This is a genomic window from Pseudomonas sp. B3G-3 (genome assembly GCF_028640915.1).
In the GTDB taxonomy this organism is placed as follows: domain Bacteria; phylum Pseudomonadota; class Gammaproteobacteria; order Pseudomonadales; family Pseudomonadaceae; genus Aquipseudomonas; species Aquipseudomonas chlororaphis_I.
The window spans coordinates 93101-103399 of record NZ_JAQZAB010000096.1 but is presented as its reverse complement, the minus strand read 5'-3'; the positions used below and the strand labels follow the sequence as shown (position 1 = coordinate 103399).

The following is a 10299-nucleotide window of genomic DNA, read 5'->3' as shown; positions in this document are numbered from 1 at the left end:
TTTCACCCCTGCTTGAGTATGTTTTCGATGTTGCGCAGCGCCAGGACCGCCAGCTCCGCCGAGAAACCATAGCTGGGCGCGAAGTAATGGCGACGCAGGCGCTGACGGACTGCGGCCTGCTGTTGCCAGAGGCTCTCGTCCCCCAGCAGGTCGGCCAGTTGCCAACGCGCCTCGGGGTCGAGGTTGACGATGTCATTGCGCAGCAGCACATCGGGCGACTCCTCGCCGGTCAGCGCGTCCTGCTCGGCGTCCGGTACGTTCAACAGCAGCAGGTTCTTGTCCAGGTACAGGGCGCCGAACGCGGTTCCGCCGTAGTCCGAAACCACATAGTCGGCGCAGCGGAACAGGGTGAGGTTGTCGTAGACGCGGGTAATCACCGCGGTGAACGGGTATTGCTCAAGCAGTTTCAGCGCCTCGGGATCGGCCTCGGCCGACAGTGGATGGGTCTTCACGATGACGTTGTAGCGATCGCACAACCCGGCCATGGCGTCGGCGAAGCGGCTGATCGACGACAGCTCCATCCAGGTCGGCAGCCACAGCACGGTCTTTTTCGTCGGGTCCAGGGCCAGGTCCGCCGGGTGCTGGCCTTGCAGCGAGGTTTCGCGGAAGTAGGCGTCGTAGCGCGGGTAACCCATCTGGAAGGTCACGGCATCGCAGCATTCGCGCAGGCGCTCGGCCTGCCAGGGGCCGAAACACAGAATCAGGTCGTAGTGTCGGTTCCAACTGGAAAAGTTGTGTTTGTACTTGCCCAGGGCGTACATGAAGCGCACCTGCCGATGGCCCAGCGCCTTGATCATCGGCTGTGAGCCGTGGTCGTACATGCTGTGGTTGGAGACCACCACGTCATAGCGGTGATTGGCCTTGATCACATCCAGGCTGCCGTGGCAGCTGTAACCCAGGACGCCGATCAGTTCGCGGCTTTGCGCGCGCTCTTCATGGGTGCCATGCAGGACCACGTCGAAAGCGTCGGCCCCGAGCAGGCTCCAGACCGCCTGATAGTGATTGAGCATCTCGGCGGTATGAACGAAGAAGGCCAAGCGGCTGAAGGGTTTTGGCGCGGTCATAGGGCTACCTGGTGCAATTAAGTCGAGGCAAGCGTTCGCGTTGCTTGGCGGTGTTGCGGGGCATGACTCGCCCAAGGGGGGCCAGGATCGCAAACGCTGGACATGTTATCGGCGGAGTAGGGGGGAAATGAACGGGCGGGGCGGAAAATCTTTGCTGGCAGGGCCCGGCTCGACCGATGGCAGGTGCTGCCCGGTCGAGCCTATGCGCAGGAGCGCGGTCGAGCTGGTTATTGCTCGCTCGGATTGAGCTTCGCTTCCAGCTCGGCCACCTTCGCCTCGAGGCTTTCCAGGCGGGCGCGGGTGCGGGCCAGGACGACCATCTGGCTGTCGAATTCTTCCCGGCTGACCAGGTCCAGCTTGCTGAAGCCGCTTTGCAGCAGGGCCTTGAACTGGCTTTCGATTTCGGCGCGGGGCAGTGGGGTATCGCCGCTGAACAGGCGGGCGGCATGGCCGCTCAGGGCATCGAGGAGGTCTTTGGGCGCGAGCATGGGAGGTGTCCTGAAAACAATGGCGGGCAGTGTATCACGCACTGTCTATAGTCAATTGGCAGGCGGGGATGCACGCTTTTCGCGCATCGCGCCGGGCAGTGGCGCACCGTTGTTGTGCGTATCCGTGGCGATGATGGCGAAGTGGTCTCCGTGGCGGCGGCCAAGGGACTGAAATCAGTGGGTTTTCATGAGATGGCAAGGTTTCTGCTTAGTCGCTGATGACCCATGCACTGATGCAGTCGCTGTGACGAATGCAGTGCGGCAGGCGGAGCGGGGAAGTGTTTCGTCGGCAGCGGTTAGCTGGCGTCGGTCTGGTCGAGGAAGGCCGACGATGCGTTACAAAGCCAGGCACTGCGCTTAGACTTGAGTCGGGTTTGTTTTCCTGGGGCAAGTCCACCAATTCGGGAGAAAGTTTCATGAAGCTAGTCACTGCCATCATCAAGCCGTTCAAGTTGGACGACGTGCGCGAGTCGCTGTCCGAGATCGGCGTGCAGGGCATTACCGTTACTGAGGTCAAAGGCTTCGGCCGGCAGAAGGGGCACACCGAGCTGTATCGCGGCGCGGAGTACGTAGTCGACTTCCTGCCCAAGGTGAAGATCGACGTCGCCATCGACGACAAGGATCTTGATCGGGTCATCGAGGCGATAACCAAGGCCGCCAACACCGGCAAGATCGGTGACGGCAAGATCTTCGTGGTCAATCTGGAACAGGCTATTCGCATCCGTACCGGCGAAACCGATACCGACGCCATCTAAGCCGCCCCAAACCCAACGCCCCAGGAGAAAACAATATGACTCTGCGTAAAATCGCAGGGCTAGGAGCCCTGTTGTCCCTCGTAATGCCTGGCCTGGCCATGGCGGCGGACGAAGTGGCAGCCCCAGTCCTCAATTCCGGCGATACCGCCTGGATGCTGACCTCGACGGCCCTGGTGCTGTTCATGACCATTCCCGGCCTGGCGCTGTTCTACGGCGGCATGGTGCGCTCGAAAAACATTCTTTCCGTGATGATGCAGTGCTTCGCCATTACCGGTCTGATCAGCATCCTGTGGGTCATTTATGGCTACAGCATCGCGTTCGACACCACCGGCATGGAGCAGGGCGTCGTCAACTTCAACTCCTTCGTCGGCGGCATGGGCAAGGCCTTCCTGGCCGGCGTCACCCCGGCGAGCCTGACCGGCCCGGCGGCGCTGTTCCCCGAGGCGGTGTTCATTACCTTCCAGATGACCTTCGCCATCATTACCCCGGCGCTGATCGTCGGTGCCTTTGCCGAGCGGATGAAGTTCTCCGCCATGCTGATCTTCATGGCCATCTGGTTCACCCTGGTCTACGCGCCGATCGCGCACATGGTCTGGTCCGGCAACGGCGGCCTGATGTGGGACTGGGGCGTGTTGGACTTCGCCGGCGGCACCGTGGTGCACATCAACGCCGGTATCGCCGGCCTGGTGGCTTGCCTGGTGCTGGGCAAGCGTAAAGGCTTCCCGACCACCCCGATGGCGCCGCACAACCTGGGTTACACCCTGATGGGCGCGGCCATGCTGTGGATCGGCTGGTTCGGCTTCAACGCCGGTTCCGCCGCCGCCGCCAACGGCACCGCCGGCATGGCGATGCTGGTGACCCAGATCGCCACCGCCGCCGCGGCGCTGGGCTGGATGTTCGCCGAATGGCTGACCCACGGTAAGCCAAGCGCCCTGGGCATTGCCTCGGGTGTGGTTGCCGGCCTGGTGGCGATCACGCCTGCCGCTGGCACCGTAGGCCCGATGGGCGCCCTGGTGATCGGCCTGGCTGCGGGCGTGGTGTGCTTCTTCTGCGCGACCACCCTGAAACGCAAACTGGGCTACGACGACTCCCTGGACGCCTTCGGCGTGCACGGTATCGGCGGTATCCTCGGCGCGATCCTCACCGGCGTGTTTGCCGCGCCATCGCTGGGCGGCTTCGGCACCGTGACCGACATCGCCGCACAAGTGTGGATCCAGTGCAAAGGCGTGGGCTTCACGGTGATCTACACCGCGATCGTCACCTTCATCATCCTCAAGGTGCTGGATGTGGTCATCGGGCTGCGTGTCACCGAGGAAGAAGAGTCGGTCGGCCTCGACCTGGCGCAACACAACGAGCGTGGTTACAACCTGTAATTTCGCCTGAAAAAAATGCCCGGCTTGCCGGGCATTTTTTTGTCTGCGTTTTGTCATTGAGAGACAGCTGAAAGGTTTTTCCCAGAGCTTGTCAGCCAGTTTGATGAGCGCTTTTTTTTCGGGTCAATGACTTACAGCATTGGAGGAATATTCGGCACTTTGTTTTTTCCCAGAGCGCGCTAGAATGCGCGCCGAATGTGCGGAGAACTGTATGTGGCAACAGACTCTGATTACCCTGCGGGCAAGGCCCCGGGGCTTTCATCTGGTAACGGACGAGTTGCTCGCCGGCCTGCCTGAACTGAAGGCATGCCGGGTCGGTCTGTTGCATTTGTGGCTGCAGCATACCTCGGCCTCGTTGACCATCAACGAGAATGCCGACCCTGCGGTTCGTCGTGACTTCGAGCGTTTTTTCAACACCCTGGTGCCGCAAGGCATGGCCGGGTATGAACATGACGACGAAGGGCCCGATGATCTGCCGGCGCACTTCAAGGCCAGTTTGCTAGGCTGTCAATTGAGCTTGCCGGTATCGGCAGGTCGCTTGGCGTTAGGCAGCTGGCAAGGCGTTTATCTGGGCGAGCATCGCGATCATGGCGGTGCCCGCAAAGTCCTTGCCACCTTGCACGGTGATAAGGCATAAGCCGCTGGTTATCAGTGGATGTTGATTTTTTTCCAGCGGCCTTCGACAGTCGGCTCAGCTGGGCTATAACTAATCTGCTTTTCGCAAGTCATGAGGTAGAACATGAGCGACGATGATCTGGAAAACGACGACCTCGAAGTAGGCGACGAAGACGAAACCGAAGAAGGTCTTGAAGCGGCCGCCGACGATGTGGCGGAAGACGATGGCAGTGATGTTCCTGCCCCGACCGCCAAAGGCAAGGCCAAGGCTGCCGTCTCGGTAGACGAGTTGCCGAGTGTCGAAGCCAAGAACAAAGAGCGTGATGCACTGGCGCGCGCCATGGAGGAGTTCCTGGCCCGTGGCGGTAAAGTGCAGGAAGTCGAGGCCAATGTGGTTGCCGATCCGCCCAAGAAGCCTGATAACAAGTACGGTAGCCGGCCTATCTAAGCGCCCGCCACTTGCTTGCTGAAAAAGCCCGCCGTCGCTGCGGGCTTTTTCATGGGCGCTTGTTGGGCAATGACACCGTATTGCGGTGATCGAGCTATCAGGCGCCGCTGTGCCAGCGCGCCAGCAGTTTCGGCAGTTCGGTCAGGCTGCGGATTTCCGCGTCCGGCAGCCGCTCGGCCTCCCAGACCTTGCCGGCCGGGTTGAACCAGATGGCCCGCAAGCCGGCCTGCTGCGCCCCGGCGATGTCGTCGCCCGGGTGGTCGCCGATGTGCACGGCGGTGTCCGGCGTCGCCTCGCCCCGTTGCAGGGCCTCGTGAAACAGCCGTGCATCGGGCTTGGCGATGCCGATGTCTTCGGCGCACAGGGCGAACTTGAAGTAATCCGCCAGCCCCAGGCGGCGCACATCGGCGTTGCCATTGGTGACCACGCCCAGCGCGAAGTGGTTGGCCAATGCTTCCAGGGTCGGTTGTACCTCGGGAAAGATATCGAGCTGATGCCGGGCATGCAGGAACACTTCAAAACTCTGGTCAGCCAGGGCATTGGCCTGGCCCTGGTCGTAGCCGGCTTCCTCCAGCGCATGAAACAGCACCCGCCGGCGCAGCGCGCTGATGCGGTACTTGAGCCCCGGTTCGTTGTTCAGCACCCGTTCACGGATGGTCCAGAGATGCTCCACCGGTACGCTGCCCAGCTGCGGAGCGTGGTCGGTCAGCCACTGGCGCAGTACGGCTTCGGCGCTGACGATCACAGGCGCGGTATCCCACAGCGTGTCGTCGAGATCGAAGGTGATCAGCTTGATCGTCATTACTCACCGCCTTTGTTGCGTTTGGCCCGTGGGTGGGCGCTGTCGTAGACCGCTGCCAGGTGCTGGAAGTCCAGGTGGGTATAGATCTGCGTGGTCTTGATATCCGAGTGCCCCAGCAGTTCCTGTACGGCGCGCAGGTCCTGGGAGGATTCCAGCATGTGGCTGGCGAAGGAGTGTCGCAGCATGTGCGGATGCAGGTTCTGTCCCAGCTCGCGCTCGCCGGCGGCCTTGACCCGCAGCTGGATCGCCCGGGGGCCCAGGCGCCGGCCCTGCTGGCTGACGAACACCGCGTCGTCCGGCGGATTGCTCAGCGCCCGCAGTGGCAGCCAGAGTTGCAGCGCTTCGCGGGCCTTTTTGCCGACCGGCAGGACCCGGGTCTTGCTGCCTTTGCCGTGCACCTGCACCAGGCCGTCGGCCAGGTCCAGTTGTTCGAGGTCCAGGCTGGTCAGCTCCGACAGGCGCAGCCCGGAGGAATAGAACAGCTCGAGAATCGCCTGGTCGCGGTGCGCGAGGAAATCGTCCTCCACCGCGCCATCGAGCAATTGCAGGGCGCGATCGGTGTCCAGGGTCTTGGGCAGGCGACGCTCGCCCTTGGGCGGCGCCAGGCCATTGGCCGGGTCGTGATTGCACAGACCTTCGCGGTTCAGGTAGTGATACAGGCCGCGCACGGCGGAGAGCAGGCGCGCCAGGCTGCGGGAGGATTGGCCCTGCTGGTGCAGGCGCGCAATCATGCTGCGCAGGCCCTGGATGTCCAGGTCGGACCAGCTGGAAACCTGCTGCTTGGCACAGAAGGCCAGCACTTTTTCCAGGTCGCGGCGGTAGGCTTGCAGCGTATGGGGCGACACTTGGCGCTCACTGCGCAGGTGCTCGCAGTAGGCGTCCAGTTGTCGTTCCATGGTCAGCGAACCGAGCGTAGCGAGTGAGTGAAGCGCGGCAGCACGCGGCCCATGACTTCGGCGATGTAGCTGAGGAACAGCGTCCCCACCGAGCTTTTGTAGTGCTGCGGGTCGCGGCTGGCGATGGCCAGCACGCCGTGAATGCCCTGATGGGCGATGGCGACCACGGCGCTGGAGCCGATCTGCTGGCGCTGCTCTTCGCCGAACAGGAAGTCCAGCTCATGCTCGCGCAGGCTGCCGCTGACGCTCTTGCCTTCGGTCAGCAAGCCGCCGATGGCGGCCTGGGCATCGGCGGCGGTGACCCAGCGACCTACCGGCATGGCGCTGTCGCTGAACAGGATCAGGCTCACGAACGGCACCTGGAAGTCCTGGCGCAGACTGTCTTCGACGCTCATCACCACGTCTTCCAGGCTGTTGGCATCCATCAGCGCGAGAATCAGGCGGCGGGTCTTCTCGAAGAGCCGGTCGTTGTCGCGGGCCACGTCCATCAACTGCGAAAGCCGGTGGCGCATCTCGATGTTGCGCTCGCGCAGGATCTTCATCTGCCGCTCCACCAGCGAGATGGTGTCACCGCGCTGATGAGGAATGCGCAACGCCGGGAGCAGTTCTTCATGCTCGACGAAGAAGTCCGGATGCGCCTCCAGATACGCGGCGATCGCCGCCGCCTCGAGGTTTTCGGCAGGAGATTCGTCAGGCTGTTCGGCTGGAACCTGAGGCTGATCAGTCATGGTTTTCGCTCATTCAAAGACGCACCTGTCCTTCGTATACGCGCACTGCCGGGCCGGTCATCTTCACCGGTTGGCCAGGGCCTGCCCACTCGATGGACAGGCGCCCGCCCGGCAGGTCGATCAATAGCGGCGAATCCATCCACCCCTGGCTGATCGCGGCCACTGCGGCGGCGCAGGCGCCAGTACCGCAGGCCTGGGTTTCCCCGGCGCCACGTTCCCAGACCCGCAACTGCGCGCGCTGACGGTCGATGACCTGGATAAAGCCGACATTGACCCGGGCCGGGAAGCGCGAGTGATGTTCGATCTTCGGTCCCAGCTCATGCACCGGCGCGCTGTTGATGTCGTTGACCCGCAGCACGGCATGGGGGTTGCCCATGGACACGGCGGCCAGCTCGACGCTCTGGCCGTCGACTTCGACCTGGTAACTCAAGGCCTGGGCCGGCGCCACGAACGGAATCTGCTCGGGCACCAGGCGCGGCGCGCCCATGTCGACGCTGATCTGACCGTCGTTGCGCACATCCAGTTCGATGATGCCGCTCTTGGTCTCGACGCGGATCTGGCGCTTGGTGGTCAGGCGCTTGTCCAGCACGAAACGGGCGAAACAGCGTGCACCGTTGCCGCACTGCTCCACTTCGGAGCCGTCGGCATTGAAGATCCGGTAGCGGAAGTCCACGTCCGGGTTGCTTGGCGCCTCGACGATCAGCAACTGGTCGAAACCGACACCGGTGTTGCGATCGCCCCATTGCTTGGCATGTTTGGGCAGGATGTGCGCGTGCTGGCTGACCAGGTCGAGGACCATGAAGTCATTACCCAGGCCGTGCATCTTGGTAAAACGCAGCAGCATGGTTCTACTCCGGCAGCAGGCTTTCGCCAGCAAACAACTCGGCTACCGTCTCGCGGCGACGCACTTCAACAGCCTGTTCACCATCGACCAGCACTTCAGCAGCCCGACCGCGGGTGTTGTAGTTGGAGCTCATGACGAAACCGTAGGCACCGGCCGAATGCACGGCAAGCAGGTCGCCTTCTTCCAGGGCCAGCTGACGTTCCTTGGCCAGGAAGTCGCCGGTTTCGCAGATCGGGCCGACGATGTCGTAGGTACGTGCCTGGCCATCGCGCGGGCGCACGGCGCTGACGTCCATCCAGGCCTGGTACAGGGCCGGGCGGATCAGGTCGTTCATTGCCGCGTCGACGATGGCGAAGTCCTTGTGTTCGGTGTGCTTGAGGTACTCGACCCGGGTCAGCAGTACCCCGGCGTTGGCGACGATGAAGCGGCCGGGTTCGAAGACCAGTTCCAGGTCGCGGCCGTCGAGGCGTTCGCGCACGGCCTTGACGTAGTCGGCGGCCAGCGGCGGCTCTTCATCGCGATAACGCACGCCCAGGCCACCACCGAGGTCGATGTGGCGCAGGTAGATGCCGCATTCGCCCAGGCGGTCGACCAGGCCCAGCAGACGGTCGAGGGCATCGATGAAGGGGGCCAGGGTGGTCAGTTGCGAGCCGATATGGCAGTCGACGCCGACCACTTCCAGGTTCGGCAACTGGGCCGCGCGGATGTACACGTCTTCGGCATCGGCGATGGCGATACCGAACTTGTTTTCCTTCAAGCCGGTGGAAATGTACGGGTGGGTGCCCGCGTCGACATCCGGGTTGACCCGCAGCGAGACCGGCGCGCGAACATTGAGTTCGGCGGCGACCTGTTGCAGGCGCTCCAGCTCGTCGCTGGACTCGACGTTGAAGCAGTGCACACCGACTTCCAGGGCGCGACGCATGTCGTCACGGGTCTTGCCGACACCGGAGAAGACGATCTTGTCGGCCGCGCCGCCAGCTGCCAGGACGCGTTCCAGCTCGCCGCGGGAGACGATGTCGAAACCGGCGCCCAGACGCGCCAGGACATTCAGTACACCCAGGTTGGAGTTGGCCTTTACCGCGAAGCAGACCAGGTGCGGCATGCCGGCGAGGGCATCGGCGTACGCGTGGTACTGCGCTTCGATATGCGCTCGGGAATAGACGTAGGTCGGCGTGCCAAAGCGTTCGGCAATGGCGGACAACGCTACACCTTCCGCGAACAGCTGCCCGTCGCGGTAGTTAAAAGCGTCCATGGGGTTCCCTTAGTTGGTGTCGTGCTTGTGCGACTGCGAGTGACCCTGGTCTTCGGGGGATTTGCTGTCATCGGGAAGATACAGCGGGCCTTTTTGACCGCAGGCAGTGACAAGGCAGGCAACCGCGACGAGCGCAGCAAGGGAAGAGATCAGGCGCTTCATGGCGAAATCCTTGAGAATGCGTTAATTGCGCCCGAGTATACCGACCACCCGACGGCTTGCCTATGCGCTGGAACACCCGTCCGGCGGGCCTTTGCCCCGGGCGCAGGGGTTGGGCGCGGTGGTTGCGGGGATATTTTCTCTGCTGTCCGCGCCCTTGATCGGTATCCTTTGCATTCGCCCGGATGCGCCCGTATCTTGCGGCGCTTGAGCGTGAGTAGACACTTTTCGAGGTTCCCGCAATGAGTTTGACTGAAGCCCGTTTCCACGACCTGGTCGATGCCACCCAGCAGACGCTGGAGGACATTTTCGAGGAGAGTGACCTGGATATCGATCTGGAGAGCTCCGCCGGTGTGCTCACCGTCAAGTTCGAAAACGGTAGCCAGGTGATCTTCAGCCGCCAGGAACCGCTGCGTCAGCTGTGGCTGGCCGCGCGCTCCGGTGGTTTCCACTTCGACTACGACGAAGAAAGCGAGCGCTGGATGTGCGACAAGAGCGAAGAGCAGCTGGGCGAAATGCTCGAGCGCATCGTCCTCGAGCAGGCCGACATCAAGCTCGAGTTCGAAGGGCTCTGAGACCGTGACGCCAACCGCCCCGGTGCGCCCGCCCAAGCCGCTGTACAGCAATGTCAGCCCGGCCGTGGCCTCGCCCTGTATCAGCCTGTGCCGGCTGGACGAGGAAAAAGTCTGCAAGGGCTGTTTCCGGCATGTCGAAGACATTCGCGAATGGCGCTCGGCGGACGATGAGCGTCGGCGCGTCATCTGTCGCCAGGCGCTGGAGCGCAAGCGGGCGGCGGCGCCGAGCGCCGGCTAGCCCGGGCCCCTAAATCCGGTAGCTTGTTTATTTGTGCTGCTGTGGTAGTGTCCGGTTACGCC

General features: G+C 62.9%; 14 protein-coding genes. 6 read left to right on the top strand and 8 right to left on the bottom strand.

Going from position 1 to position 10299, the window contains the following annotated elements; all coding sequences use genetic code 11:
* Positions 1–2 precede the first annotated feature (2 nt).
* Both PVZ80_RS11820 and PVZ80_RS11815 read right to left on the bottom strand, forming a co-directional pair.
* Positions 3–1064, bottom strand: a complete 1062-nt coding sequence (locus PVZ80_RS11820) for a CDP-glycerol glycerophosphotransferase family protein (protein WP_273863915.1) — start codon at positions 1062–1064, stop codon at positions 3–5.
* A gap of 227 nt (positions 1065–1291) precedes the next feature.
* Positions 1292–1552 (bottom strand): accessory factor UbiK family protein, encoded by a 261-nt coding sequence (locus PVZ80_RS11815; protein ID WP_007926648.1) that lies wholly within the window; start codon positions 1550–1552, stop codon positions 1292–1294.
* Between the two features lie 416 nt (positions 1553–1968).
* Here PVZ80_RS11815 and glnK point away from each other — a divergent pair, with 416 nt between their 5' ends.
* The 4 genes from glnK to sutA all read left to right on the top strand — a co-directional run bounded on the left by glnK (position 1969) and on the right by sutA (position 4743).
* Positions 1969–2307, top strand: coding sequence for a P-II family nitrogen regulator (gene glnK / locus PVZ80_RS11810; RefSeq protein WP_002555808.1), 339 nt, complete (start codon positions 1969–1971; stop codon positions 2305–2307).
* Between the two features lie 35 nt (positions 2308–2342).
* A complete protein-coding gene (locus PVZ80_RS11805) occupies positions 2343–3680 on the top strand; it encodes an ammonium transporter (RefSeq protein WP_009051452.1) in 1338 nt (445 codons plus the stop codon).
* A gap of 211 nt (positions 3681–3891) precedes the next feature.
* On the top strand, positions 3892–4317 hold the full coding sequence (locus PVZ80_RS11800) for a secondary thiamine-phosphate synthase enzyme YjbQ (protein ID WP_016703180.1): 426 nt from the start codon (positions 3892–3894) through the stop codon (positions 4315–4317).
* 102 nt (positions 4318–4419) lie between these two features.
* On the top strand, positions 4420–4743 hold the full coding sequence (sutA, locus tag PVZ80_RS11795; RefSeq protein ID WP_007926654.1) for a transcriptional regulator SutA: 324 nt from the start codon (positions 4420–4422) through the stop codon (positions 4741–4743).
* Positions 4744–4840: 97 nt separating this feature from the next.
* Here sutA and PVZ80_RS11790 read toward each other — a convergent pair whose 3' ends face one another.
* Genes PVZ80_RS11790 through lptM form a run of 6 tightly spaced genes read right to left on the bottom strand, consistent with a single transcriptional unit; the run spans position 4841 to position 9427 of the window.
* Complete coding sequence (locus PVZ80_RS11790; RefSeq protein ID WP_038635931.1) at positions 4841–5545, bottom strand: HAD family hydrolase; 705 nt, start codon at positions 5543–5545, stop codon at positions 4841–4843.
* Positions 5545–6441: a tyrosine recombinase XerC gene (gene xerC / locus PVZ80_RS11785; protein WP_016703181.1), complete on the bottom strand. Its 897-nt coding sequence runs from the start codon at positions 6439–6441 to the stop codon at positions 5545–5547. Before xerC ends, PVZ80_RS11790 begins: the two co-directional genes overlap by 1 nt.
* Positions 6442–6443: 2 nt before the next feature.
* Positions 6444–7169 carry a DUF484 family protein gene (locus PVZ80_RS11780; RefSeq protein ID WP_023967858.1) on the bottom strand — a complete coding sequence of 242 codons (726 nt, stop codon included), beginning with the start codon at positions 7167–7169 and terminating at the stop codon, positions 6444–6446.
* 13 nt (positions 7170–7182) lie between these two features.
* Positions 7183–8013, bottom strand: a complete 831-nt coding sequence (dapF, locus tag PVZ80_RS11775) for a diaminopimelate epimerase (RefSeq protein WP_009051447.1) — start codon at positions 8011–8013, stop codon at positions 7183–7185.
* Positions 8014–8017: 4 nt separating this feature from the next.
* Positions 8018–9265 (bottom strand): diaminopimelate decarboxylase, encoded by a 1248-nt coding sequence (gene lysA / locus PVZ80_RS11770; RefSeq protein WP_257371854.1) that lies wholly within the window; start codon positions 9263–9265, stop codon positions 8018–8020.
* 9 nt (positions 9266–9274) lie between these two features.
* Complete coding sequence (gene lptM, locus PVZ80_RS11765; RefSeq protein WP_007926668.1) at positions 9275–9427, bottom strand: LPS translocon maturation chaperone LptM; 153 nt, start codon at positions 9425–9427, stop codon at positions 9275–9277.
* A 239-nt stretch (positions 9428–9666) separates the two neighbouring features.
* Between lptM and cyaY the strand changes: the two genes are divergently transcribed.
* Both cyaY and PVZ80_RS11755 read left to right on the top strand, forming a co-directional pair.
* On the top strand, positions 9667–9999 hold the full coding sequence (gene cyaY / locus PVZ80_RS11760) for an iron donor protein CyaY (protein WP_007926670.1): 333 nt from the start codon (positions 9667–9669) through the stop codon (positions 9997–9999).
* Positions 10000–10003: 4 nt separating this feature from the next.
* Positions 10004–10237: a DUF1289 domain-containing protein gene (locus tag PVZ80_RS11755; protein WP_028683671.1), complete on the top strand. Its 234-nt coding sequence runs from the start codon at positions 10004–10006 to the stop codon at positions 10235–10237.
* Positions 10238–10299: the final 62 nt, after the last annotated feature.

Excerpts from the sequence above, each read along its gene's own strand:
- PVZ80_RS11820 (WP_273863915.1), bottom strand. The coding sequence starts at position 1,064 with ATGACCGCGCCAAAACCCTTCAGCCGCTTGGCCTTCTTCGTTCATACC.
- PVZ80_RS11815 (WP_007926648.1), bottom strand. The coding sequence starts at position 1,552 with ATGCTCGCGCCCAAAGACCTCCTCGATGCCCTGAGCGGCCATGCCGCC.
- glnK (WP_002555808.1), top strand. The coding sequence starts at position 1,969 with ATGAAGCTAGTCACTGCCATCATCAAGCCGTTCAAGTTGGACGACGTG.
- PVZ80_RS11805 (WP_009051452.1), top strand. The coding sequence starts at position 2,343 with ATGACTCTGCGTAAAATCGCAGGGCTAGGAGCCCTGTTGTCCCTCGTA.
- PVZ80_RS11800 (WP_016703180.1), top strand. The coding sequence starts at position 3,892 with ATGTGGCAACAGACTCTGATTACCCTGCGGGCAAGGCCCCGGGGCTTT.
- sutA (WP_007926654.1), top strand. The coding sequence starts at position 4,420 with ATGAGCGACGATGATCTGGAAAACGACGACCTCGAAGTAGGCGACGAA.
- PVZ80_RS11790 (WP_038635931.1), bottom strand. The coding sequence starts at position 5,545 with ATGACGATCAAGCTGATCACCTTCGATCTCGACGACACGCTGTGGGAT.
- xerC (WP_016703181.1), bottom strand. The coding sequence starts at position 6,441 with ATGGAACGACAACTGGACGCCTACTGCGAGCACCTGCGCAGTGAGCGC.
- PVZ80_RS11780 (WP_023967858.1), bottom strand. The coding sequence starts at position 7,169 with ATGACTGATCAGCCTCAGGTTCCAGCCGAACAGCCTGACGAATCTCCT.
- dapF (WP_009051447.1), bottom strand. The coding sequence starts at position 8,013 with ATGCTGCTGCGTTTTACCAAGATGCACGGCCTGGGTAATGACTTCATG.
- lysA (WP_257371854.1), bottom strand. The coding sequence starts at position 9,265 with ATGGACGCTTTTAACTACCGCGACGGGCAGCTGTTCGCGGAAGGTGTA.
- lptM (WP_007926668.1), bottom strand. The coding sequence starts at position 9,427 with ATGAAGCGCCTGATCTCTTCCCTTGCTGCGCTCGTCGCGGTTGCCTGC.
- cyaY (WP_007926670.1), top strand. The coding sequence starts at position 9,667 with ATGAGTTTGACTGAAGCCCGTTTCCACGACCTGGTCGATGCCACCCAG.